18 protein-coding genes and 3 pseudogenes are annotated in these 23,638 nt (G+C 53.4%); 11 read left to right on the top strand and 10 right to left on the bottom strand.

Translation table 11 applies throughout. The features are described 5' to 3' along the window. Nucleotides 1-298: 298 nt before the first annotated feature. Nucleotides 299-2,530 (top strand): hypothetical protein, encoded by a 2,232-nt coding sequence (locus tag AB1E34_RS24825; protein ID WP_372574977.1) that lies wholly within the window; start codon nucleotides 299-301, stop codon nucleotides 2,528-2,530. A gap of 390 nt (nucleotides 2,531-2,920) precedes the next feature. Here AB1E34_RS24825 and AB1E34_RS24820 read toward each other — a convergent pair whose 3' ends face one another. The 4 genes from AB1E34_RS24820 to AB1E34_RS24805 form a co-directional block, all read right to left on the bottom strand. Beyond that, complete coding sequence (locus AB1E34_RS24820) at nucleotides 2,921-3,379, bottom strand: rhodanese-like domain-containing protein (protein WP_372574976.1); 459 nt, start codon at nucleotides 3,377-3,379, stop codon at nucleotides 2,921-2,923. Between the two features lie 666 nt (nucleotides 3,380-4,045). Further along, nucleotides 4,046-4,549, bottom strand: a complete 504-nt coding sequence (locus tag AB1E34_RS24815) for a hypothetical protein (protein ID WP_372574975.1) — start codon at nucleotides 4,547-4,549, stop codon at nucleotides 4,046-4,048. Nucleotides 4,550-4,551: 2 nt separating this feature from the next. Then, on the bottom strand, nucleotides 4,552-4,863 hold the full coding sequence (locus AB1E34_RS24810; RefSeq protein WP_372574974.1) for a type II toxin-antitoxin system RelE/ParE family toxin: 312 nt from the start codon (nucleotides 4,861-4,863) through the stop codon (nucleotides 4,552-4,554). Continuing rightward, a complete protein-coding gene (locus AB1E34_RS24805) occupies nucleotides 4,844-5,095 on the bottom strand; it encodes a type II toxin-antitoxin system ParD family antitoxin (RefSeq protein ID WP_372574973.1) in 252 nt (83 codons plus the stop codon). The genes AB1E34_RS24810 and AB1E34_RS24805 overlap by 20 nt, the downstream gene beginning before the upstream one ends. Nucleotides 5,096-5,265: 170 nt before the next feature. Here AB1E34_RS24805 and AB1E34_RS24800 point away from each other — a divergent pair, with 170 nt between their 5' ends. From AB1E34_RS24800 to AB1E34_RS24775, 6 genes and pseudogenes are all read left to right on the top strand, one after another. After that, nucleotides 5,266-5,496 carry a hypothetical protein gene (locus AB1E34_RS24800; protein WP_372574972.1) on the top strand — a complete coding sequence of 77 codons (231 nt, stop codon included), beginning with the start codon at nucleotides 5,266-5,268 and terminating at the stop codon, nucleotides 5,494-5,496. Nucleotides 5,497-5,960: 464 nt separating this feature from the next. Next, nucleotides 5,961-7,250 carry an alpha/beta hydrolase family protein gene (locus AB1E34_RS24795; RefSeq protein WP_372574971.1) on the top strand — a complete coding sequence of 430 codons (1,290 nt, stop codon included), beginning with the start codon at nucleotides 5,961-5,963 and terminating at the stop codon, nucleotides 7,248-7,250. A gap of 368 nt (nucleotides 7,251-7,618) precedes the next feature. Further along, nucleotides 7,619-8,749 carry a hypothetical protein gene (locus tag AB1E34_RS24790; RefSeq protein ID WP_372574970.1) on the top strand — a complete coding sequence of 377 codons (1,131 nt, stop codon included), beginning with the start codon at nucleotides 7,619-7,621 and terminating at the stop codon, nucleotides 8,747-8,749. A gap of 251 nt (nucleotides 8,750-9,000) precedes the next feature. Beyond that, nucleotides 9,001-9,780: a hypothetical protein gene (locus AB1E34_RS24785; protein WP_372574969.1), complete on the top strand. Its 780-nt coding sequence runs from the start codon at nucleotides 9,001-9,003 to the stop codon at nucleotides 9,778-9,780. A 237-nt stretch (nucleotides 9,781-10,017) separates the two neighbouring features. Further along, complete coding sequence (locus AB1E34_RS24780; protein ID WP_372574968.1) at nucleotides 10,018-10,404, top strand: transposase; 387 nt, start codon at nucleotides 10,018-10,020, stop codon at nucleotides 10,402-10,404. 94 nt (nucleotides 10,405-10,498) lie between these two features. Beyond that, nucleotides 10,499-11,176, top strand: a pseudogene (locus AB1E34_RS24775) (IS66 family transposase); the annotation flags it as partial. Here AB1E34_RS24775 and AB1E34_RS26140 read toward each other — a convergent pair. Then, nucleotides 11,172-11,521 (bottom strand): annotated as a pseudogene (locus AB1E34_RS26140) (IS110 family RNA-guided transposase); the annotation flags it as partial. The pseudogenes AB1E34_RS24775 and AB1E34_RS26140 sit on opposite strands and share 5 nt — an antisense overlap. Here AB1E34_RS26140 and AB1E34_RS24770 point away from each other — a divergent pair. After that, nucleotides 11,468-11,641, top strand: coding sequence for a hypothetical protein (locus tag AB1E34_RS24770; RefSeq protein WP_372574967.1), 174 nt, complete (start codon nucleotides 11,468-11,470; stop codon nucleotides 11,639-11,641). The pseudogene AB1E34_RS26140 and the gene AB1E34_RS24770 overlap by 54 nt on opposite strands. Nucleotides 11,642-11,653: 12 nt before the next feature. Here the strand turns inward: AB1E34_RS24770 and AB1E34_RS24765 are convergent, their stop codons facing one another. Beyond that, nucleotides 11,654-14,224: a hypothetical protein gene (locus AB1E34_RS24765; RefSeq protein WP_372574966.1), complete on the bottom strand. Its 2,571-nt coding sequence runs from the start codon at nucleotides 14,222-14,224 to the stop codon at nucleotides 11,654-11,656. Nucleotides 14,225-14,467: 243 nt separating this feature from the next. Between AB1E34_RS24765 and AB1E34_RS24760 the strand changes: the two are divergent. Then, a pseudogene (locus tag AB1E34_RS24760) lies at nucleotides 14,468-14,623 on the top strand (transposase); the annotation flags it as partial. 244 nt (nucleotides 14,624-14,867) lie between these two features. Continuing rightward, nucleotides 14,868-15,821, top strand: coding sequence for an IS110 family RNA-guided transposase (locus AB1E34_RS24755; RefSeq protein ID WP_372574965.1), 954 nt, complete (start codon nucleotides 14,868-14,870; stop codon nucleotides 15,819-15,821). Nucleotides 15,822-15,850: 29 nt separating this feature from the next. On the opposite strand, the gene AB1E34_RS24750 is transcribed toward AB1E34_RS24755, so the two are convergent. Continuing rightward, a protein-coding gene (locus tag AB1E34_RS24750; protein ID WP_372574978.1) for an IS5 family transposase occupies nucleotides 15,851-16,566 on the bottom strand; the annotation gives its coding sequence in 2 pieces (ribosomal slippage) (nucleotides 15,851-16,272 and nucleotides 16,272-16,566; 717 coding nt in all). A 238-nt stretch (nucleotides 16,567-16,804) separates the two neighbouring features. On the opposite strand from AB1E34_RS24750, the gene AB1E34_RS24745 reads away from it, so the two are divergent. After that, a complete protein-coding gene (locus tag AB1E34_RS24745; RefSeq protein ID WP_372574964.1) occupies nucleotides 16,805-18,802 on the top strand; it encodes a peptidoglycan-binding domain-containing protein in 1,998 nt (665 codons plus the stop codon). Between the two features lie 88 nt (nucleotides 18,803-18,890). Here the strand turns inward: AB1E34_RS24745 and AB1E34_RS24740 are convergent, their stop codons facing one another. Genes AB1E34_RS24740 through AB1E34_RS24730 form a run of 3 tightly spaced genes read right to left on the bottom strand, consistent with a single transcriptional unit; the run spans nucleotide 18,891 to nucleotide 23,393 of the window. Further along, nucleotides 18,891-19,844 carry a hypothetical protein gene (locus AB1E34_RS24740; protein ID WP_372574963.1) on the bottom strand — a complete coding sequence of 318 codons (954 nt, stop codon included), beginning with the start codon at nucleotides 19,842-19,844 and terminating at the stop codon, nucleotides 18,891-18,893. A 40-nt stretch (nucleotides 19,845-19,884) separates the two neighbouring features. Next, a complete protein-coding gene (locus AB1E34_RS24735) occupies nucleotides 19,885-21,900 on the bottom strand; it encodes a hypothetical protein (RefSeq protein WP_372574962.1) in 2,016 nt (671 codons plus the stop codon). 23 nt (nucleotides 21,901-21,923) lie between these two features. Then, nucleotides 21,924-23,393 carry a hypothetical protein gene (locus tag AB1E34_RS24730; protein WP_372574961.1) on the bottom strand — a complete coding sequence of 490 codons (1,470 nt, stop codon included), beginning with the start codon at nucleotides 23,391-23,393 and terminating at the stop codon, nucleotides 21,924-21,926. Nucleotides 23,394-23,638: the final 245 nt, after the last annotated feature.

Raw genomic sequence — 23,638 nt, 5'->3', positions numbered from 1 at the left:
ATCCGCCCCGTGCACCTGGAAAACGTTCTTCGCCAAATCCAGGCCAATCATGCTAATCTCATCCATAGACGCCTCCATTCAGGTTGTTTGTAAACCCACAATGGCACACCAAGGCCAGCGGGGGCGTCTACACCTTCAAAGCCACACAACAGTCATACTATACCTGACTGGGTGCGAGACGACGCCTCCAGTGGGAAGTGAATTCTGTTCAGCAAACAGCAGAAACGCAGATCCAAATTCTTGACATAAAAAGAACTGACAAACACACTGCTGGGGTTAGCAAAAAAGTGGTTCTAGAATGCCGACCGAGCCGGATGAAACGCAGCCCAGAGGGTTTCTGAAATCGATTTTTATGCAGTCGGACGTTGAGAATTTAAACTCTGTCTCGGCTATCGAAGTGGCTCTGCGAAAGCGTGCCCGTCGATGTCGCAGGTACTCTTGGATATTCCTCACTGGTATTTTGGGCGGTGTGGCAGCGGCAAGCGTTGTTGTGTTTCAATTCCTCGGCGATGTGACGACAGCACAAAGCGCTGTGCTATCGGAGATTGCCGAGGACATTGAAGCAATACAAACGCCGATCGTCGAGGAGCTTAATCAACTAGAAATCGGTGTTGAAGCGATGCGCTCTGAAATGAAGGCTTGCCTGACACAATTGGGCGCTTGCTATGCCGAAGTGCGTAAGGCGGGGGTGACTGATACTGCAACTCTTGTGACCTTTGGGAGAGTTCTGAAAAATGGCGATCGATTATTTTCGTTCCACAAAAATTCTTCCGTCGCAACGATATGGATGTCCTCGGACGGCGGCTCAACCTGGCAAAATTTTGGTTCTGTCGAATCCGCCGGCCGCGATAGAATCTCGGTTGTAGACAACAGATTTGTTTTAGCGGCCAGCATTGGCGGCAGCTATTTTGTGCTTGACCAATTGGGTAAAAATCAGGTGGAGATTGACGACCCGTTCGACGAAAGATGTCAAGGAGGGGGCACGTATTTCAGAATGAAATCTGAGAGGGACTCGTTTTACTTGCAAGCTCGCAATTGCAATTCTAGCACAAACACAGAATTGGGTCTTATCGACTTTCTAGAAGGCAGTGCGCTCAGTCTCCCAAACATAACTCACCCCATTTCACACGGTGTGTTCCGCAGACTGACAAGCGGTTCAATAGCGGTTTTTGGCGTATCCGATGGACAACTGAGACGCTTGGTTTGGAATGAAGGCGAAGACAGTTGGAGCGAAAATGACGTGGGCTCGACTGATGGGAAATTGATTAGCGTCGGTCAACTTACCTTTCTGATGGAATATACTCGAGACATTTCAGCTGTAAAATTTTCGTTTCTCAGTTCAGACTTAAGTGAAGTCACTGAAGTAAATCTTGATGTAAGCCAAACTGGGTCGGCGTTTCAAGACTTGGCAGCGCGGGCAAGTCGGGAAAGTCGTGGATTCAGCACTCGTGAACCACGGTGGCAAACTGCTCTCCTTCAAGATGGTTCCGCCATCTTGTGGTTGCGAGACGAAGAGAACTCTTTTCCGCACGCCTTACATGTTGGCCAAGATGGCGAAGGACCTTTCGCACGGGTAGTCGCAGACGTACCTCTGTACCCTGGTCAATCTTTTTTGCGTTTTGAAGACAATAATCGTTCGATTATCAAGTGGACCGATTTTGGTGTGCAAGATCCTCCAGCTACCCCTTTTCCCGACGCTTGGTCACAGGTGCCTCGGCTCTATCTGGCCGCGGCTACGAAAGCGGGAATGCTATTGGTTGAAGGGACAACTCTGGCAGGGGAGCGTTCTGTTCGAATTTGGAGATGGCAGAATGGCGGCTGGCAAACGACTTATTTGCCCCAACGCTTGAATGTTGGGCCGATACACCGTTGGCAAGCTTTCCTCGTCGGGGATCGCTTGCTCCTAGCAGCGCGAGAAAGTCAGTCCAACTTTCTACGTTTCTTTGTATCGGAGACAAGTTTACTTCCGAACGATGTACTTACAGATGAAGATGCTCTTGTCGGTTTTCTAGAAGAAGCATCGACCTTAAAAATGAGAGTCTGGCCCAATAAACAGGAATTGCTGGACCGCTTGAGACGCCATGCTGACTTAAGCGAGACTTCTTCGAATATTGAAGCTGCTTTAGGACCAATCACATCAAGACTGGAAGAACGAGAATCCGGAAGTGATGGGCCGGCAGCACTTGTCTCGAACTTTACTTCGGAATTCCTCTTTATTGCATTGGCCCGCCTGCTTATCCTCGCGCTCATCTTCTTTGCGGTACGCATTCTCATCAACCTATACCGCTACTTCTTACGCCTCAGCGCCTACTACGATGCTCGTGCTGATGGTCTAGCACTGGCTCGCGCACCAGGCGATGGGCTTAAGGAGCGGATGCCTGAAAACATAGCTGAGATATTTGGCGCGTTGTCTCCAGATTTAGTTGATCTTGGCGCACCTGTTAAATCGCCAATGACGGAAGTCGTGGACGCCGCCACCAAACTTGCTGACGCCGCGGCGCGCTCTGTATCCTCCAAAAAATCGCCGTAGGCCTGGTACTCTGGCCAACGCTACAGCCAAGAAACAGGTTACGTTCAGAATAGCTAAACTCCACCTCTCTAAGCGGCAGATGGCAAAATAAGAGCGTTCAAAATTTTTGTTGGCTAACTAAAAGCGGATGTTGGTGCAGAGTGCAGAATCTGTCGTTTTGGGCTCTCCGCCCTGTTTCGCTGCGCTGCCCAGCAAGGTCCGCTTCCATCCGCTAGTCGTCCTGGGGTCAGATTTGATTGACGTTTGGGCCAAAATTGAGTGACGCGATCCGCCGATTGCCAGTGGTTCCGGCCGCTGCAAGAGTCGAAGAAACGAGACGTTCCACAGGTGCAACACGCCGACCAAAGTTTGCGACACAGCCGTTGTCCAGCGAGGTCTGCGACAGATCCTTTAATCCTGTTTCCAAGGCAATCCTGCCTTCTTCCATCCATTGACAAGACCACGATGACCTTGTGCGTTCATTTCGCCTTCCATGCCAAACGCAACATTAGTGCAATGCACACTCACGCCACGCGCCTGCATCTGGCGCGAGAATTCGTCTGCGGCGGAAATGGCCCGGGGACCGGCCCGGCACAGGAAAAATAGACGAGCTGGCATCTCGTCACCCAAGTCATCCAGTAGATCGGACAGAAAGCCAAGATTTTGGGTCATACGTGGCCAGATATGCCATTCGACACACAATAAGCGACGATCAATAGAAGAAAGATCAGGGCGACCCACAAAATGCCATTCTGGATGCGTTCGAACGTCTACCATAACGGCATCTGGTATTGCTTGTAGTGCGTCCCAAACGTCGAGAGGGTCCATTTCATCAACAACAGTGTGACTGTTTATCTGAGTATATTCCATCGCTTACCTCCTTTCGCGGATACTAATGAAGCTAGGAACAAGATTTCGGCCTAACAATAGTTGAAACCAAACTAAACATAACGGTGAGCGATTGTGTTCTTGAGTTGTTTGGGAGAGAAATTGAACAGTTAGGAGCGTTGTTGCACAACTCTTGCTGCAAAGGATTCACAACGTGAATCCATACACTTAAACGGGGCGAATAAGTAATCCATCAACCGCCCGTTACCGCGTTTCTGACGACAGAGGCCAACAGCATCGTCGCGCCGATCCACCCGAAGGCGACGCCAGTCATCTTGCGAACAGAAGAAGAGTTGTCGACCTGGCTGCACGGTTCGGGGGAAGAGGCCGCGGTGCTGCAACGGCCGCTCCCTGACGACGCGCTTGAAATTGCCTTCATAGGCCAAACCAGCGACACAGGCTCCAAAGAAGTCGCATATATCTGAGGAGCCAGCTTGGGCCTCTGAGCCGATAGTCTCAATAGTCCCGGTAGTTTCAATAATCGCCCCATGCTCACTAGTTCGACTATTCAAAATAATTTGCTCGGGTAGTTTGGTGTAACTGGGCCGCACGTTTGGCCCGGTTAGTTCAGTTGCCATATTCCAATTATTGCCACCAGTCGGCACAATCCCATCAGCGCAACTAGCCTGCATCTGCTGACCAGTTGGCCTATACCTGCAACCTTGCCCGGATGATATCGCGCGGAGGCTCGTCTACCTCGATGGTTTCAATGCCGAGAGATGAGTACCGGTCCGGTGCGGCAGTCGCGCGGAGCCCGCTTTTTGACAGCAATGAATCTTCGGTTTTGGTCAATGTGATCATCGGGTGATCGACAAAGCAGTTCCATACATCAAATGGCGAAATTTCATCCGCCTCCGCCAGTATCCAGGACCAGATGTCCTTAAGGGGGCGTGGGTGCTCGTTGACGGTAAGCTTATGCCAGTCCCCTATTGAGCTAACCTTGCCCATGAGGTCATAGGCCCCAGAACTGAGCCTTACATTCTCATCCTTCATCTTGCTTGAGCCGCCGTCTTTTCCAACGGTCGCGTAATTCGACAGAACGCGCATGGTGAACGTGATCACCTGGTCGCGTCTTGCTTTATGTTGCGCTTCGTTGAGCAAAAAAGCAGCGCGACGATACAAGGCAGAGTTTTTTTCCAAAGTGGGAACCATAGCTATTCGCTCAGAAGCGCTTGCCAACGCTGGCGGTTGTGGACGACGCGAACAATCGCAAGGTGGGTACTCTCGATCCGGTAGATAATAAGGTGTGATCGGTATGGATGCAGCCTTACCGGCGGGTCGATCTCTAGTCGTTCTCGGGCGATCTCGGGATAGCTACACAGGACTTCAAGCTTTTCTCCCAGGCCGCGCAAGTAGGATTCGGCTTGTTCTGGCGACCAAATCTCTGCCGTGTAGTCCCAGATCTTATCCAGATCGGTCTGCGCCGCCGGCGAAAAGCGATATTCGTCAATCGGTTTTCGAGGCATGTTCCTCCCGTTTGCGCTTCAAGAACGCTTCCATGTCAAATGTCTGCGCAGATCCGCTTGCGAGTCCTTCGTCCACCAGCTGCTGCAACTCGACTATTGCCGTCTGACGGTCCTGATCACGGCGGATCAGGTCGCGCACGTAATCGCTGGAATTGCTGTAACGACCGCTTTTGGTCTGTCCCTCAACCCAATCCTTCATGGGTTCCGGCAGGGAAACATTCATCGTTGCCATGGGCACCTCCATCTACCACCACTATGACATATATTGGCAATCTTTGGCAAATCGAGCCTTAAAAGGTCGCAGCCTATGGCTTGGTTGATGTGAATCGGACTATCAGAATTGCCTTGAAATGAGAACAAAACACGAACATATTTTATCCCGTTCAACGGAATGGGTGCAACATGAGTCGAAGAACACAACGCGGGTTCGTCAATAAGGCCGAAGCCTTGGAAATGCTCGCAACTGGTCGCAGCGGCGTGATCAAGGTCAGCACGCAAGCCAAGATCAAATCCCCGGAATACAAAGCCGCACAAAACGTTCTGAGTGCCATTGACGTTCTGGCGGAAAAGTTGACCGGCGATCCGGAGCACTTTCACCTGAAGGCGGCGACGCATCGAACGCCGTCAGATTGACGGGACGCTCAGGCCAATACTTTCGCCATGCCTTATCGGGAAATTACACTGGGACCGGCCTACTCCATCAGACTTCAAGATCTGGCGGCCTCCGACGTTGTGAACGTGACCTGTGCGACCTGCAGGGCGACGTGGTTTGTACCGCCGCATCGGCTGTTCAACAAATACAGCGGTCAAACCTGGATCAAAGAAATCGCCGGCTACTTTAGCTGCACCCAATGCCCTTCGCGCGAGTGCACATGGAAAGTTCTCAGGGCATATCGCGAGGCCCCGCCCCTAAAATAGCTACTTGTACTGGTTGGATATCCGGCCCTGAGCCGCCGTCGGATCACTGAACGAAATGCTGCGGTCGCAGCCCGCATTGCTGACGTTCGCCCTTCGTGATTTGTTCTAACCAAGTGCCAATTAAATTGACGTCTCCATAGCAAGTTGAAGTAGTCTAAAGCTATCAATAGGAGATTTCCATGAAGCCCCGCACAATTGCCGTCACTGGAGCTGCGCTTGCGAACCTGGCTTTTCCCACACATGCGGAAAATCGGATTGATACCATTCGTCCCGATGCTCCGGAGCTCGCCGCCCGTGGGGAGCTTCCTGTGGGCGTGCGCGAGATGATGTTCACCAATCCCGATCAGGTAGATGTGGTCAACACGGGTGCGGATGGAGAGATCGCGCGCTATGATCGTCCTTTGACTGTTGAGGTATGGTACCCCGCAGCATCGGGAACAATACCGGGCGGAACCTATGACACCGTGATCCGCGACGGCGAAACGACCGTTACACTTATCGGGCGTGCGGCACGCGATGCAGAGGTTGCCGACGGTACGTATCCGCTGGTGATTGTCAGCCATGGCTACCCAGGCAACCGCTGGCTGATGTCACCGCTGGCCGAGAACATCGCTAGCAAGGGATACGTGGTCGCCAGCATTGATCACACCGATAGCACCTATTCCGATCAGGCCGCATTCGGCTCAACCTTGGTGAACCGGCCTTGGGACCAGCGCTTCGTGATTGATCAGATCGCCGCGCTAGAGGATGATCTAGGCACGATCACGGATGCCCAAAACGCCGCCGTCGTGGGGTATTCGATGGGCGGCTATGGCGCTCTGATCTACGCCGGTGCGGGAGTCACCCAGGCTAGCACAGAGTATGAATGGGGCGCTCCTCAAGGGCTGCTCGAACTGAACATGAATGGCACGGACAGCCATGCTAGGCTCGCGGACAACCGCGTTAAAGCTTTTGTTGCGTTCGGGCCCTGGGGCAATAACACCGGGTTTTGGGACGGCAGCGGGTTGGCAGGTGTAGAAACGCCGCTGTTGCTGATCGCGGGCGGCGTGGATGACGTCAGTATCTATGATTCGATCCGGGGTATCTTCGAAGGGACAGTGAACACGACGCGTCACCTGCTAACGTTTGAGAACGCTAATCATAATGCGGGCGCGCCGATGCCAGCGCCTCTGGAAAGTTATGCAACGTCCGAAAAACTAGGCTGGGCTCCGTTCGAGCATTATGCCGACGCGGTCTGGGACAATGTGCGGATGAACAATATCAGCCAGCATTTCGTAACGGCCTTTCTGGACCAGTATCTCAAAGGACAGGATCGTTCAGCCTATTTCGATTTGGCTCCGGTCGCTGGAGAAGGCGTGTGGGACGTAGATGATGCTGGTGCTCCCACGGACGCTCATACCTATTGGGAAGGATTCCCCAACCGCAGCGCACATGGCCTAAGGTTCGAGACCAAGCAGACAGGAGAATAAAGGCCCTATTTAGCGACCGGTCTGTACAATTTACATTTGCTTGCTCAATCGGCCCAATTCGGACATCCACAACTAGCGTTAATGCCGCGAAGCAGCATCAACAAAACTGCCGTTCGTCGGCTGCGTTGCATTCAAGTGGCAGAAAATGAAATGCCGCATGACTAACGTTGGGGGAAAGTGCATGCTTGCATCAACTTGTACAGATCAAATATCGACGCCATAACGACCTCGATTTCTTGTGATCGCCCAAGTTCGGCATCGGTGGAGCAGTTCAATGAGGCATTTATGAGTGAGGCTTTTCAATGCGAGTGATCTTGCTTGGAGCAGGAGCGTCTAAGAGTTACGGCGCTTCACCCACTGGACAGAGGATGCCCATTGCGAATGACTTCTTCCTGACGTTTTACAAACTTGATGCTGCGAACAATCCTTGGGTCATGCGCGATGGATTGTATCACTATCTCCGTTTCGAGAAGGGGATTGATAGTCCGGATACATATCTCTCAGCGGGCGTCGACATTGAGGAGATACACAGCGAGATTGCCATGAAACTAGCAAGCGTCGAGAAAGAAGACGGTGGGATCGATCGCATTCTGTTGGCAAGGCCATACAATCAGCTCATCTTTCTCTTCGCGACTACTCTTAACGAGATAGCGAACGGTCCAGTTTCCCAAAGCCACATAGATCTAGCAAAGTCACTCGGGCCTGATGATGTTGTCGTGACTTTCAACTGGGACACGCTGATGGATCGTGCGCTGATGGAGGCGGCGGATTGGTCGGTTGACGACGGATATGGCATTCCGCCTTACAGCGTTTTCCGCGATGGCTGGAGCAGTCCCGCGATGGGGGCCTCACCGAACACGCTCATTAAGCTTCACGGCTCTATCAACTGGTTGACCGCTCACCCGATCTACGAAGGTGAGGAACTGGTCTTGACGCATGCTCTTCCTGCGGAGTCGCTCTTTGTTTATGAACATGCCACTCGTCCCTATCCGACACACGATGGGCGATACATGGGAGGCTACGTACCTCTGACTTATGGATATTACCCGCCAAACTTGACGGACGTGCCTAGCCGCTCGGCACCCGAAGGCTATCTGATTGTCAAGACACAACCACGAATGCCGTGGATGCCAAAAGGCGAAGCCGGCAAAGAGGGGCTCCCTTCAATGCCGCTGCTCATCCCCCCTGTAAAGGACAAGAGCTACCAGTTCTTTGGGACTTTATTCGATACACTTTGGCAGCAGGCCAGCGCTGCCCTCCAAGACTGTGACGAAGTGTTGGTGATAGGTTACTCTTTCCCGCGGACCGACCATAAAAGCTTCGACGTTTTCAAAGCCGCCTTTTCACGACGCACATCTCTTCCTGGCGTCACTATAGTGGACCCATATCCCGCTCGTCCGCGAGACGTTTTTAGGCTGGAGCTTGGAATCCCAGACAGTCATTTGCGTGTTTTGGCGGAGCCGTTCCTCGGACAGAAGACTATCCGCTCGCTACCGTGAGACCGATTGCATTGAAATGGTCGGCCCAAATCGCCGCGCCTAGGATAATTGGGATTGCTAGCGATGTAGTCATCAGAAAAGATGACCGGCACTAGCGTGTGGCAAAGTGCGCCTTTGAAATGGTTACCTACCTTTCAAGCTCAGTAACATGTACTAATCGAGTCTTTATTTCGAGATACTCAGTGATACGGCGTTCAAAAAACAATCCTCCTGTGGCCCAAGGCCAAAGATTTCCGTTCCAGGTTTCAATCGTGGCGTGGGGCGATTTGCTAGGCTACGGGGGCAGGATTGCAGAGGCACAGTTCAATCCGCTGGATGCTCGTGCAAAGAGTAGCATTAAACGAATGCGAGATTTCCACCGTATTGTGGCCGAGCACAGCAACAGGAACTTTCGCACGCTCGTCATCAACGACGGAGTTGCGGTTTTCCGCGATCTGTCACTGCGCAGCAGTTCTGTGTCGCATGACTTCCTGATGCGTAGTTGGGAGCTCTTTGAGGCTATCAATCAGCACGAAGCAAGAGCTAGCCAACCAGGTATCAGGATGGTTGTGGCTTGCGGTTTCAGGATACGCGGTAGAAAGGCAGTTATCGAAACCGACCATGGGAAGGTCAACTCGATACTCAAGCGCTATCAGGACGGCTTTCTCACAGTTGATCAAGCCATAAGGGAAGCGTCAACCGCACGCCCATCCTTCGACGCTGTCCCGCAGCTTCAAGCAAATTTTGCCTTTACGAAAGCCTACGTTGCAGAAAGCTCTGGTACCGGTGGGGGCTTCGCAGGACCAAACTTTTTCTTGGACACATCGTTGCTCAAGAAAACAGATACCGAATGGCCTGTCGGCGGAAAGGCGTTTGACTGGGAACACAACACTCTAGGACTCAAAAGCGAATTTATGAGGATCGAGCACCTCTCGCCTGAAAAATACACGAATGAAGCGAGTTCTAGACTGAAGACCGGACTAGAAGTGGCGCAGACGTTGGCTGGCGATAACGATGTTCTTGAAGCGCTACGACGTGCGCGGAAAAACTAGCGTCTCAAAGCAAGCCAACATAAACCAGACAGACGAAGCTCTGTCCCGTTTCGAGTGGAATACCTCGGAGGCCCTAACCGACAGTCTCCTACGAATAGAAAGGACTCATTGGCTGATATCGCTCTGTTAGCTAGACGAAGTTGGGAGGTACGTGCCCGTCCGATGAGGCTGACCTAACGCGTTTGATAGAGGGTGTCTAAGTGTCCACCATCGATAGTGGACACCATGGGGCACTCTATGAGCAAGCGGAAGAAGCGGTTTTGGTCGGATGAAGAGAAGTGCGAGATTTGCCAACAGGCGTCTTTGGCGGGTGTTTCTGTAGCTCAGGTTGCATGGCGTTATGCGGTGAATGCCAATCTGATTTTCAAATGGCTGAAGGATCCGCGCTTTGCACCAGATGTGGTCGATGTTGCGGCGGAGCCGGTCTTCTTGCCGGTTGAGATTGGTTCCGAGGTGCGAGACTCAGCTGATCCGATGGCTGCCACCATCGTGCCGTCGCCGGTTTCTTCTGGCCGGATCGAGATTGAACTGGCAGGCGGGTGTCAATGGCATCTCAATTTTCCCCAAAACGGGCAGGTTAGAATTCCCCAGTTTGGCGGTTTCGTTTGTCAGCCGGTTCAGTGACTTGCGGCTCCATTCTTTGGCGGGCGGCCGCGCCGTTTTGGCGGTGGCGGCGGTGTGATGGGCGCGTTTGTACGCGTGTGTTCGGGGATCGACGATGCTGAATGACCTCGATATCGGGTCCGATGACCCTTCTGAGCTGCGCCGCGCCAATGCGCTGCTGGCGGCCGAGGTCAAATCCCAAGCCCTGCTGATCGAGAAGCTCCAGCATCAGTTGGCAGGTCATAACCGGCACCGGTTCGGTTCAAAATCGGAAAGCCTGGATCAACTCAATCTGACGTTCGAGGAAGATGTGCAGATCGCAGCGTCGGCCATCCGCAGGATCGCAAAGCTCTACGCCGTGGAAAAAGAAGCGCGGGGCAAATCTCCTCAAGAGCGTGTCGCCCTGCGACAGGACAAGGCCAAACCCGTCTTTGATGACCTGGAACAATGGCTGCACGATCAATTGCCCAGCATCTCCAGTAAATCACCGCTGGCGAAGGCCATCCGCTATGCACTGGGCCGCCTGCCCAAAGCCCGTGCTTATCTGGATCACGGCTGCCTCGAACTGGACAACAACGCAGCAGAACGCGCCGTCAAACCCGTCGCCATCGGGCGCAAGAACTGGATGTTTGCCGGATCAGAGGGTAGCGGCAAAACCATGGCAATCGCATTCACCCTGATTGAAACCGCCAAGCTCAATGGTGTCGACCCGCAAGCCTGGCTGAGTTGGGTTCTGGAGCGCATCGCGGATCACAAAATCAACCGCCTCGAAGAACTCATGCCCTGGCGCTACGTCGATCAACCGTTTTGGGCTCCACGAAACGCATCTCAGGTTGTCGTGCCGCGATCACGATCGCCTCCGCATCAGCGCCGTCGTTCTTCTGACGCTTCACAAACGGGCGCGCGTATTGTGGCGCGATCAGCTTTACCTCGTGTCCAAGCGCAGCCATCTCGCGGGCCCAATAGCTCGCGCTCCCGCACGCCTCGAAGATCACCAAGCAAGCGGCCTGCCGCGCCATGAACGTGGGGAACTGCTAGCGCGTGAGCTTTTGCGAAACTGAACCTCCCCTGTCCGCAGAGCAGCGTGCATCTGGAAGACATTCTTTGCCAGATCCACCCCAATCATCATATCCTGCATCTTGCCGTCCTCTCCGTTGTGTGGCTGTTAACACCACAACCTTGGCACATTGCGATGCCGTCACGGGAGGGCGGCAACCACTCCATCTACTTCAACGCCGCAGGATATGTCTCAGGTTAAAACCGAAATGCTTTAAGTTCTTTTACAAACGGTTGAATTCGGCAAGTGTGCCCGAGCTACGCCAATTTCTGCAGACCAGACGCGTGCTAACCAGTCCTGAGCAGTTAGGTTCAATGCACTAAATTCATCCGAGGCGACTTTAGCAATCCACGGAAACTGTGGAACGCTACACCACAATTCAGCAAAATGGGCTCGCATCTGCTCCAACTCGTCATCGGGAACGATCCAATTCATCCCGATGGGCAGGCAATTGCTAAGAACCAGGCGATAAATTGGGACACTATCCACGCGTTGTTCATACTGACGCAGTGCCTGTTCGTTGCGAAACACCATGGACTTGCCCCTTGCACCAATTATGGCTTCGATCGGACTGGTGAAAAACTCCAGCGGACCGCCTTTATCTAGTTCCCGGCTCTTGGCGGCGTTGCCGCAATGGCCAGTAGGCTCGGCCTTGGTGCCCAGAGCGAATGCTCGAATCTCAAGCAGAAGAATTCCTGAGGTCTTTTCCCGCAACCATTCGCTCATGCAGAATGGAAGGCGCACTTCGCGCGACGAATCCTGCGGATTGATCGAACAGTCTATCCCTTCACCACGGCGCAGGGCCTGTTCGCATTCCACATCGAAAATCGGTTCTTCGATGCTTTCAAACTGCCTAAAGCAGTTTTCACCATCCGAGGCTAGCACAGCGTTCACCAACGATACGCCGTAGTTGTCGTAATATCCGGCATCGACGACGCGCTGCCTCGGTTGTGCAGGCAGGGAAAGCGCTGGTGAGATATAGGGAAACGTGGCGCTCATTCTAACGGCGGTTGCCATAGAAAAGCTACTGCGCGCGCAAGGGTACACTCCGAAAAACTCGATCATCTCACCGGCGTCAACTGCTGGTAGCGATCCCATGTACAGATTGGTGATTAGCAAGGGTTTCGAACTTTCCACCAGCATGGGTGTGAACAGTATCGATGGCCGCCACCCCGCCTCTTCGCCCGCTCGGAAATCAGCAAAGGGTTTATCAACCGTTCCCCAGTGTTTTTCCAGAACCTTACCGCGGTCGGTTGGTTCGCGCCCGGGCTTGAACAAGCTTGGCAAGTCACGGCGGATCATTTGTCGCGCGACCGATGAAAGACTGTCGCGATCGAACGGATCGGACACGACATGGTAGTATTTTTTAGTCGAGCTTGGCCGGGTCGGGTGAGGGCGCTGCGCTGCGATGATATCGGCTTCCAATTGCGCCAGGATCGACCGTGTCTCTCCTTGGCTGTCGCGCCATCCGGCGGGCTTGGCCATCGCAGAAAAATATGCACCTGCCACCATACCTCCCGATGCACCGGTGACGAATCTGACGCTGCTTGCAAGCCCCTTGAGAGGTCCCTGAGCATCGTGTTTTATCAACTCGTCCAGTATGATCGCCGTCCAGAAACTAGCTCGATAGGCTCCGCCTGATGTAGCGACTATGACCAGTTTCGGTTTTTCCAGGCCTTGAACTCGCTTTGCATGTTCCAGCCAGTTGTTCATGGCACGAGATACATCGACATCCCCGCCACCGATCTGAGACGCGCCGCACGCCTGCGCCAAGTTTTGCGCATCGGCGCCACTAATACTTTCCACGTCATAGAGGTTGGCCAGCGATTGTTCATACAAATCTCCTGACGGGCCGTGGATGCCATCGAATGTCAGTTTGAAACCGTCCGTGTTGCGCTGATCGAAGGCGGAGTAGAAGAAATATCCAATGGCCAGAATGCACAGAAGACGCGCGGGTGGGCTGATGGACCGCATCCAACGCAGTCCCAAAAACACGATAAGGATTAGACCAACAAGGGCTACGCCGGGAAGCAGGCGTTCGAAAGTGAGTATGACGATCAGCACAACCATCAAAGGGGCATAAAAGAGGGTCAGGGCCACATCTCGCGGTTCACTGCTTATCAACCGGATGCCCCGACGGATGCCGTTCGCGAGAATGCGCGTGAGTCTTAAGATCACCCTTAATAGTCGAGACAGCACATTCGTGGTTTGATCCTCCTCTTGCTCTTCCTGCTCATAGGACGCATTGAACCAGTTCAACCAGGCAAGAGAAACCATCAGAGCAATCCAGAACCCAGCGATACCCAGCAGCGTACCGATGCCTGCCCGAACCATTTCTCCAGGCAACAGCGAACTACCGTCGGCGTGAAACCATAAATAGGCAAGGATCGCGTAAATCACGACCGACATCGAGCAGAGCACAACCCAAACCCAAAGACTGGCGATATGAAGCTGACGATGCTCATCTTCTCGATAGAACCAATCGAACAAAGGCACTAGCGCGACCAAACCCGCGCTGAAACTCATCAGTGCGTGGCTCCACAAGGTCGGACTGTTCAACGTAGTCCAGGCCCAGACTTGTTCGTGGTGGTTCTGGACATCGCGGAATAGGTTCGGTACCCCGAATGAAGAGCCGACACCGCTAAACGTGATAGCCAGCACAGCGAGTAACAAAAGGCTACTGAATGCACGTGGCAGAACTTCGTTAGCGAAGAGATCAAAATAGCGCCGCCAGCCTGTGGGAGGAGGCGGGTCTTCGGGTGACTTATGTTGTGCAGAAGACATCTCATTTAAAATTTGGATCAAAAAAGGAATGGAAGAAGTTTGCCCAAAACAGCCCGCTTTGTCAAACTTCTTGCTTGAACTTGGTCGGTTTTAGGGAAACAGTTAGCCAATAGAGCAGGCCGCCAGAAGCAGTATTATTGCGCCTATTTCGGCAGATGTTTTAGGGTCAGGATGCATTGATTTTCAAAGCGCTGCATGATTCACGGCTCGAAAAACGGAGCGGTGATATGAAGGACGCCGGAAAAATACGACAAGCGTAGATACAAGCGGCGAAACCGCATCGAGATCATGTTTGGCAGGCTCAAAGATTGGAGGCGTGTGGCAACCCGCTACGACCGTTGTCCCAAGGTCTTCCTGTCAGCCATCGCACTCGCGGCAACTGTCATCTATTGGTTATGAATCCTGACCCTTCTGTATCTCGAGTTTGCTAACTTAACCCCCGTCAGCCACCTTTGCCGAGGTTACTGACGGGGCGGTGTATGGCGTCTGAGCCTTGTGGCATGACCACGTTTCCTAGCGAGCCAGCACCGTCTCTCTTCATCGTCTCGAACAGTTGAATGCGGCCGGTCTGGACCGCGGAGCAGAAGGAAGAGGGTATGAACAAAGTATCACACGAGCAGATCATCCATTGCCCGGCAGGTGATTGCGAAGCAATCTGCCGAGAGGGGGCATAGACGTCAGCCGCGATTGGCTTGACGTTCATTGTCTCCCGGACATTCGTAGGTTGCGGCTTCCAAACAGAGATGAGGGCCACGCGCAGCTTGTTGGTCTGGCACAATCAACGCACGCGCTTGTTTGTTTCGAGGCGACTGGAGGGCAGGAATGGCGTCTGTGGACCGCTCTGGATGCAGCCGGTATTGCGACCCGGCAGTTGTCGCCAGCTCAGATCAAAGCCTTCGCCGCCAGCCGTGGCACACGCGCCAAGACGGATCGGATCGACGCGGAACTCATTGCGCGATTCATGGCATTTCGACCAGACGCAGGGCGCGAACTGCCACATGGGAAATTGCGCCTTCTCAGAGCCTTGGCATCAAAGCGTGCGCAGCTTGTCGAGACGCGCAAGAGACTTCTGGCGCAGATCAAGGCGCATGAGAAGTTGGGAACGGATGGGATATTCACTGAAGTTGATGCTGAGCTGAGGGCGCTGTTGGATCGACAGATCGGTAAATTGGAAGACCAGATTGCGCAGGCGATCGCCGCAGATCAGGGCCTTGCACAAACCGCTGGTATCTTGCGTTCTGTCCCTGGGATCGGCCCCGTTGCCAGCACTATGCTGATCGCGGAAATGCCAGAACTGGGCCTACTCTCGGGAGAACAAGCTGCTGCGCTCACGGGCCTGGCTCCCATTGCTCACGACAACGGTGCGATGCGCGGCAAGCGCGCCATTGGTGGCGGAAGGCGACATGTACGACACGTCATGTTCCAAGCTGCTCTCGTCGCGAGTCATCACAATCCGCATCTCAAGATCTTCGCAGATCGTTTGCGTGACGCGGGCAAGCCACACAAAGTCATCATCGCAGCAGTCGCTAGAAAGCTCGTCACAATCGCGAACGCACTCCTCAAATCTCGGCAAAACTCGTCGGCTCAGACCCCCTGAGAAATACAGTTGCTAGGGTCTGTTGACGTTCACCTGAGCCATAGCATTGTTGATGCGATTGAGATGAATGCGACGAAGCTGCTGTCTGTCTTGCAATAGCGCGTGGCTATGCCCCTGTTATCTTTGAGACTTGCAAAGAAATTCTCGATCAGATGACGCCATTTGTAGGTCTCCGCGTCGTAGTCTGCGGGTGATATGCGATTGCGTTTGGGCGGTATGACCTGTGCAATGCCTTGGGTTGTCAGTGTGTCACGCAGCCAATTGGCATCGAAAGCGCGGTCGGCCAGAAGGTGATCAGCGGCGAGGTTTTGGATTAGGTCCGGAACGCCACACAGGTCGTGGGCCTGCCCCGGCAGAAGACGGAAATCGACCAGGTTGCCCAGTGCATCTGCGAGCGCCAGGATCTTGGTCGTGATACCGCCACGCGAGCGCCCTATGGCCTGGCTTTGAGTCCCCCTTTAGCGCCCTGTCCCGCGCGGTGAACTTTCACAATAGTACCGTCGATCATGACATATTCGCAGTCGGCGTCAGCGCTTAAAGCTTTGAACATGCGATAGAAAGCGTCTGCCTTGACCCATCGGCGAAAGCGTTTGAACACGGAGTTCCAATTTCCGAACTCCCCAGGCAACTCGCGCCATTGCGCTCCGGTGCGCACGATCCAAAGCACCGCTTCCATGAACAGGCGCGGATTACGGCCAGTCTGACCGGGATCGCCGGCCTTACCAAGGCAGAAAGGTTCGATGATGGCCTACTGGGCGTCGGTCAGGACATAACGGGTCAAGGCTGCTCTCCTCTGTTTGCAACCTTGAATCAAACCTCACAACAAATGGGAATCCTGAACGTCAACAGACCCTAGTAAATGTGAACAACACCCGCTTTGGCGCTGAATAGCCGACAACAAATTTGGTGTATCGCGATTTATGGTGTAAAATTCGGAAATTGAATTTCCTTCCTGTTCCACTTTCAAATTTTGAGGAACCACAATGTTTGAACTCACAGAAGAACAACTTAATGGAATGTTTCATCTGGCAAATTTCGAGGTGCCGTCAGACGAATTGGTGTTTTTTGGGTTGAGGGGGTGTTCTCCTGTCGCTGCGCAGGGAGAGTTTTCTTCAAGTCATAAACTGATAGAAAAGGGAACGGATTTCTTGCATCAACGCTGTTCAATCGGCCAATGGCGGCCGGGAGACAGTTTTGCCCTCTATGCCGGTAGTACGGTTCCGAACATCTCTGATGTGTCGAAATTCGTTTCCAACAATGGAAACGGGGTGAACATGCTGGCTCCGTGCTACCTGACTGATCTGCCGGGAACGTCCGACCATCGATATCAGAAAGGCGATCACGGGTTGTCTTCTCCGCTTGGTCCGCACCGGGCGTTTCGGAACCCCAACAAACTTCCGGTTTGGCGAACGGGGGATGATTCAGACTATGAAGGAGACGATAGATTAGTATACGAGTCAGCCTTTGATAATCTTCACTGTTCACGGCGCATGGACCATATTTCGCCTGGCTATTCGAGCCGTGGTTGCCAGGTTGTTGCTGGCGCTGCCGGGCGTCGCTCCAGCAATCCCGGCGGTGAAAAGGGACCGTGGAAATCCTTCATCGACTCGGCCTATGCGATCGATCAGAGGCGCTTTCGTTATGCCTTGTTCAATGAGGGTGAAGCCAGCCGCACAGTGGCTTTGGGGGTGGAAGGCCGTGTTCCTACAATTCGCTTCGGTTCTACCGGAGAACTTGCGGAACACTTGCAACAGGGCCTGATTGACGCGGGCTTCGATATCGGTGCTTCCGGCGCTGATGGCGTTATTGGTTTCCGCACGCTTCTGGCGATCCGGGATGTGCAACTTTCGGCATTTGGCCCATCGGGTGTGGATCTGGTGGCCGGTCCCGCTACGGCCGCGGAAATCGGGATCACATGGCCGGAGAGTGGTATTGCCAACCTAGATCAGAATATTGGTTTCGTCACTGATCTGGGGAATATCGACACACAGGAAGATGAGTTCGACGATGCACCCGACGAAGTCGTTGACGAGGACGCATTTGATGTTGCCATCAACCGAGAGACGAGGCCCAACGGCAAGTTCAGGTGGGTATTCCGCGACCCTGTCGACGGGACTAAACGCTATGTTGGAGGCGAGGCCAGGTTCCAGGGGTTTTCGGGCATTGCGCGTATCAAAGGGTTCAAAGATGAACAGGCACCAGTTTTCAGCCACAAAAGCTGGAAACAGGTGTTCGGGCCTTGGGCCGCTTTGATAGAGGCGACCGGATTGGGCGAAAGCAAAAATTCCTTCTCATGTCTGAACAGCTATGACCGGGCGGCGTTCACATTCGGGTTCTTCCAGTTTGCGGCACATACCCCGAACGACAATCTTATTCTTCTGTTCCGCAAGCTTTTGGCCTTGCCCGAAGCAGATCGGTATTTTCCCGATTTGAGGCTGGTGAATGATCGGGTTCACAAGGTGACGCAAAATGGAACCGTTTCACTGGAAGGCGCACAGAACAGACAGGACGGCGACAACCGAACCGGCGAGCAAGGTGCCTTTATGGAGTATCTCAATGGCGATATGAAATCTGTGGACGCTTCGGAGTTGCAGGCAGCCTCGCGGCTGGTCCATTGGGCCTGCCACAGCCCGGACCATCAACTGGCGCAGGTTGAAATGGCCGTCGAAACAGCAAAGAAGAAAGTGGCTCGGATTGCCAATAGGGTTGAAGCGCTGGGTACAAGTCTTGATGGGCGGCCGATGCCTCAGGTGGCAATGGCGATGGACATATTGCATCAGGGAAGGGGGGGAAAGAACACATTCCCGAAAATCGCAGCTGCCTTGAAATCTTCAAACCCAATGAAACAAATGCAAAAAATCGGTCGGACCGACGCCTTTGCCGGTCGTATTGATCTTGTGGCTGAACACGCCCAGTCCCTTCTTGGTTCTGGCTCATTGGGCAAATTGCGATACCGTCAGGACAAAAATGACTTTGGATAAGGTCGGTTGATCCGATTGGGTTGAAGGCTCCGGGCCTGTTGCCGGGCATTCCTCGCAAGGGTCAGGCAACGCAAATCAACTGCGTCTGTTAGGAGGCCGAACAGGTGAAGTCTGTTTTGTCGGCTTCCTGCACGCAGTTCATCCAGTCCGGTGTATTGAGAGGCTTTCTGAGCAAGGCTTGTTCCTGACCGCCGAGCTGGTTCGATTGCTGGTCCTGGAACCGATACGCTGTCATCAGCTTCTGGTGTTGTTCAAGCAGAGCCTCGACGTTGCAGTAAACGGACCCGGCGAACCTCAGAAGACGCAAATCCGGCAAGGTTGAGGGGTCCAGGTTCCGGAAGCTAACCTGACTGCTGTCTGTCACGCAACTTTCGGTCGAACCGCCGCGCAGGAATTGGACGGTTTCCCTGTGCTGCTGTTCGCCCCAAAAAGCCGTATAATCCGTCATCGATGCCTGGAGTGTATCCCGGAGTTCCCGAACCTGTTCTGTATCCTGTTCGTCATCGAAGCCGGTTGGCAGTAGAGGCGCAACCGAGATTTCGGTATCCAGGACCATCGCCTTCAACTGATCGTTCAGGTCGTTGTGATCATCCAGGTATTGTCGCAGCTGAGCGTGGTAACCGGGGGCGGCTTGTAAATTGGCGTCGCTTATCGGGTCGCCAAGGGTTTGCCGCCAGACCAACGGACCTCGAAGTTCAACCAACATCCGGTCACGTTCGCCAAGTTGCGAAATATCCCCGATCTGGCCAGCCTCTTCAAAGGCCGCCAAGGCGTGATTGGGTTTGCTATCCGCCATGTACAAAACGCCCAGCCGGACAAGCAGTCGTTGGTTCACTGCTGTCAGGTCCGGGTTTCGTTCAATGAAGTTCAGGATTTTCTCCTCAGCGTCGGGACCGCCTTCGAACTGACCCGCGATGATTTCTGCATTGGACTGGTCGACAATCTGTTCGACCTGTTTCTTGGTTACGCAGCCCGTCAGGACGATCACCAAAGAGAACGTAATCCAATGCCAGGCCGGGAACTGGTTCCTTAAAATCTTCATGTCCGGAACTCCTTTTGCCGGGTTTATCGATCCAATAACTTCAATCCTCTGGGGCGATCTGGGCCGCAATTGCGCGGAATTGATCGACAAAGGATGCATTGGTGGAATCTATTGCCAGCAATTGTCCACGCAGCCAGCTATCGACCAACCGGCCAATGACTTTGGGAATGGCGGAAATGTCGACAGAATGGCCAAGTTCCTGATCGGCGAGTTTCAATCCTTCGCGGATGACCTCGGCCAGCAACGAAATCATTTCATTCTTTGAAGCGCTTGCATCAAGCAGGCTCTGTCCCCGTATGGCCATTGCCCGCAGCACAGAATTCGTAATGGTCTGCAATCCCGCTTCAGTGATCAGCTTCGAGGGATCGTCCTGAGCGATCTGTGCAACTACATTTAAAATCTCTGCTGCGAGCCCGCTATTATCGCGAATGAACAATCGTGGACTACTGGCGATAATCCTGATCGAACCTGATGCGATCCCGGCGGCGGTAAGTGCCGTCAGCCCGTGAGTTTTTACGATGCGTGCCAGCTCTCTGCTAAGGGCGGCGACAGCAGAGGCATAGCCCGTGTCCGGGGTGCCATCAGTAACCAATAAAACCTCTGGATAGGCTGTTGCCGTATCCAAAGCGGCGAGTAAGGCGGCCTCGGCCACGAGTTCTGCCGTAGGTTGCGATAGGTCGGAAACGCTCAGCAATATGCAGCGCATAAGTTCGGTGGCGGCCTCGGAACTGGACGCGAGCAAGACGGGAGAGCGTGCAATGCGGCGGGCAAGTTCCCTTGTAAAACGGGTAAGGGCTTGGTTGCTGAAAGCTTCGCGAATGCCTGTTTCTGCAATAACCGAGGCATAGGATCTGAAGATGACCCTCAGCCAGTTTCCCTCAATCAACTCAGGATTTTCTGCGATAGTTGCTATGGACCCTTCCGCAATGGCTTCGAGCATTTCGGAGTTCAGGAATTCGCGACCGGGAGCATCTTGCAACTCCTTAAAGGCGGTCAGAAGAACAATTCCCAAAACAGGCTCGGTTCCCTCAAGTAACTGGGGTCCGTGCGAATGGGTGGCCCCGAAACCGGCGCGTACAAGATCGGGCCAGTGTTTCTCGAAAAATACCTTGGCGGAGTCCGATGCGCTTGCTTCCACAATTTGAGTGGCAGACTTCAGAAAATCCGCCAGCGCGGTCTGGTATGCTTTCTGGTTGTTGGCTGAAAGATGTTCCGAGCCCTGCTCCAGAATTTCAGCCACGAGTTGCCGATATCCGTCACCTCGGAGCAGACCCAACATATACTCGCCTTGCCGGTCAGTAGGTTGCGTTGCCCTAGCGTCAGCAAGGGCGTTAAGCAGTCCGCTCAGCCATGGATTTTCCGGATCAACATGGACTCTGGCGTCAACTACGCCGTTCAGTGTCGCCCCAACAATCTGTGACAAAAGCCTGCGCCCGTCAGAGGCTTCCAGCAATTCCAGGGTCGCAAGTCTTTCCAAAATGCCCGCCACGATTCTTTTCTGACGGGCGTCCTTGATCAGCGTTTCCTGTGTCGACAAGGCCAAATCGGCGACCGCGGCCAATAATACCGTTCCCACCTGCCATGGGGTTGATTGCTGGCGATTGTCTGTGCCGGGAGCCAGAAAATACACAATCTGCCTGGCCGTATCCATATTTTTTATGTGGCCAGACTCTTCCAGCGCTTCCAGATAAACCGAAGCTGCATCGCCGGATTGAACATCGAATGTGATCGTCTCGGGCGCGAAATCGTGAACCAGGTTCCGAAGCCTGTCGAAGGATTGTTCCGTAATGGCATTTCGGATGGCTTCGAGTTGCGTTTCCGCCAATTGCGGGAGTTCCCCTGCATCCCGTCTCGCCTCTTCACCTGCAACCACGTCTTCCAGGGCCCGTTTGAGCTGTACCTTGGTGGGCGACTGGATCTTCGGCGCAATCGGCCACGCAAGCGGGGCTGTCACCACCTTGTTTTCTGCAAAAATCCTGTCCAGCCGTTGCCCGGCCTGGATTGTTACCCTTGCCAGAGAAATGCCGATCTCAATTGTTCCTGGGGCAATGGGCATGCTAAGACCTTTTCGAATACGGGTTAATCGGCGGAATTAGGGTTTTGGGTATTTGCTGGCTTGTTTGCCAGACTTTGACGGCCAGCATTGATCGCAACGGCCGCATCTTCATTCGGTGTCGTTTTCGTGTCGTCGGACTCTTGCTCGGTGTTGGTTTCCTCAGAGATGAGCGCTTCCTCTGTCTGGGCGTCCTGTTTTGGCGTAAGTCCAGCAAAATGGTCGATGGCCTGACGCAACTTCAGCAGCAACGGCTCCGAGGCGAAACCGGCGCCAAACCCGATTATCACGGCGGCGGCGGTTGACTCGGGTTCGAACGAAGCAAACACAACCATGGCCAGAAAGGGGGCTGTCATTACCTGAAGTATTTGAAATATCAGGAAATCTCGTGCCTGTTCAGGCTTGATCGGCACGCTCAGGCGATTGGCCACTTTGCCTTGAACCTTGGTTCGGTAGAAGCTTTCGTAACCCGGCGCCGCACGAAGCTGAATTTCCGGCAGTTTACGGGTCATGCTGATCGATCCGCCCAACAAAGACAGGACAATTACGAAGAGCGGAACAACCAACCCGCCGACCAACCGAGTTCCTTTCTGATTCTGGCCGATCTGCTGAACCAAGCCATCCAGTGCCTCGTTGGCCGCAGGAATCCTGACGTTAATGTTCTGTGCTGCATTTATCAATTGGGCGTCACCGTTGCCTTCACCGGCGGCGCCCGGCTCATCCGGAAACGCTGTTGCAACATTCAATACCGAAGAAATCGCCTTGTTAACCTCTTCGATGGCGCCTTGCACTGCGGAAAATTGTTGGGCTTCAAGCTGAAAGTTCGCAAAACTGGAATTCAGCCGATCGGTCAGGTTTCTGATTTCAGCAGCTTTTTCCCGTAGCTGAGTTTCATTTCCATCCGCCTCTCCAACCTGAGGCAAAGACGCGATTTCTGTTGCAAGGACACCAAATTGTTCCTTCATTGTCGTGACGGTATTTGGAGTATTCGCCCAAATAAGTTGTGATTTGCTGGCACCCAAGCCGACTAGCCATTGCGGAGTTGCAGAGCTGTTTGCGCAGCTTGTTGTTAATTGTTCGGACTTTCCCTCGACGCATCCGACGACCACCAGGAACGGGCCGTTCTGATCATTTGAGGCCCCTGGTTTCCCGATCATTACCTCGGGCGCAACAAAAGGAACAATGCAAACCCCAATTGTCAGGATCATAAAGAAATAACTGGCGCGAATTAACAGGATGAGGCGATCAAACCTGATATTGGCGCTGTTTTTATTGCCATTTTTTACAACTTCGTTTGGGTCGGGTTCAGGTTCAATGGTGTCCCCAAGGCGTTGCGTAAACGCAAAAATAAACAGGCATGCCAGTCCGAAGACCAACAACCAGGTTAAGAAATCCAGTACGCCTGAAAGAAGATCGGTGCCGTCGTGGTGAAGGGCATAGAGCGCGATAGTAGTCAGGCTAAAAAAGGTAATGTAGGGAATGTAAATGGGGTGCATTTTTGGCCCCTAATTAAAGAAATGACGCTGAAATAACCTCTAAACCCTAACAAAACATGGAAAAAATGTCAAGAAATCGCAGAATACCTCTCTGATCCGGTTCTGAAGGTGTAGACGCCCCCGCTGGCCTTGGTGTGCCATTGTGGGTTTACAAACAACCTGAATGGAGGCGTCTATGGATGAGATTAGCATGATTGGCCTGGATTTGGCGAAGAACGTTTTCCAGGTGCACGGGGCGGATCAGA

This window comes from Ruegeria jejuensis (genome assembly GCF_041537905.1).
Lineage (GTDB): Bacteria > Pseudomonadota > Alphaproteobacteria > Rhodobacterales > Rhodobacteraceae > Ruegeria_C.
The sequence above is the reverse complement of the archived record's forward strand: the minus strand, read 5'-3'. Positions and strand labels throughout refer to the sequence as shown.

Excerpts from the sequence above, each read along its gene's own strand:
- AB1E34_RS24825 (WP_372574977.1), top strand. The coding sequence starts at position 299 with ATGCCGACCGAGCCGGATGAAACGCAGCCCAGAGGGTTTCTGAAATCG.
- AB1E34_RS24820 (WP_372574976.1), bottom strand. The coding sequence starts at position 3,379 with ATGGAATATACTCAGATAAACAGTCACACTGTTGTTGATGAAATGGAC.
- AB1E34_RS24815 (WP_372574975.1), bottom strand. The coding sequence starts at position 4,549 with ATGGTTCCCACTTTGGAAAAAAACTCTGCCTTGTATCGTCGCGCTGCT.
- AB1E34_RS24810 (WP_372574974.1), bottom strand. The coding sequence starts at position 4,863 with ATGCCTCGAAAACCGATTGACGAATATCGCTTTTCGCCGGCGGCGCAG.
- AB1E34_RS24805 (WP_372574973.1), bottom strand. The coding sequence starts at position 5,095 with ATGGCAACGATGAATGTTTCCCTGCCGGAACCCATGAAGGATTGGGTT.
- AB1E34_RS24800 (WP_372574972.1), top strand. The coding sequence starts at position 5,266 with ATGAGTCGAAGAACACAACGCGGGTTCGTCAATAAGGCCGAAGCCTTG.
- AB1E34_RS24795 (WP_372574971.1), top strand. The coding sequence starts at position 5,961 with ATGAAGCCCCGCACAATTGCCGTCACTGGAGCTGCGCTTGCGAACCTG.
- AB1E34_RS24790 (WP_372574970.1), top strand. The coding sequence starts at position 7,619 with ATGCCCATTGCGAATGACTTCTTCCTGACGTTTTACAAACTTGATGCT.
- AB1E34_RS24780 (WP_372574968.1), top strand. The coding sequence starts at position 10,018 with ATGAGCAAGCGGAAGAAGCGGTTTTGGTCGGATGAAGAGAAGTGCGAG.
- AB1E34_RS24765 (WP_372574966.1), bottom strand. The coding sequence starts at position 14,224 with ATGTCTTCTGCACAACATAAGTCACCCGAAGACCCGCCTCCTCCCACA.
- AB1E34_RS24745 (WP_372574964.1), top strand. The coding sequence starts at position 16,805 with ATGTTTGAACTCACAGAAGAACAACTTAATGGAATGTTTCATCTGGCA.
- AB1E34_RS24740 (WP_372574963.1), bottom strand. The coding sequence starts at position 19,844 with ATGAAGATTTTAAGGAACCAGTTCCCGGCCTGGCATTGGATTACGTTC.
- AB1E34_RS24735 (WP_372574962.1), bottom strand. The coding sequence starts at position 21,900 with ATGCCCATTGCCCCAGGAACAATTGAGATCGGCATTTCTCTGGCAAGG.
- AB1E34_RS24730 (WP_372574961.1), bottom strand. The coding sequence starts at position 23,393 with ATGCACCCCATTTACATTCCCTACATTACCTTTTTTAGCCTGACTACT.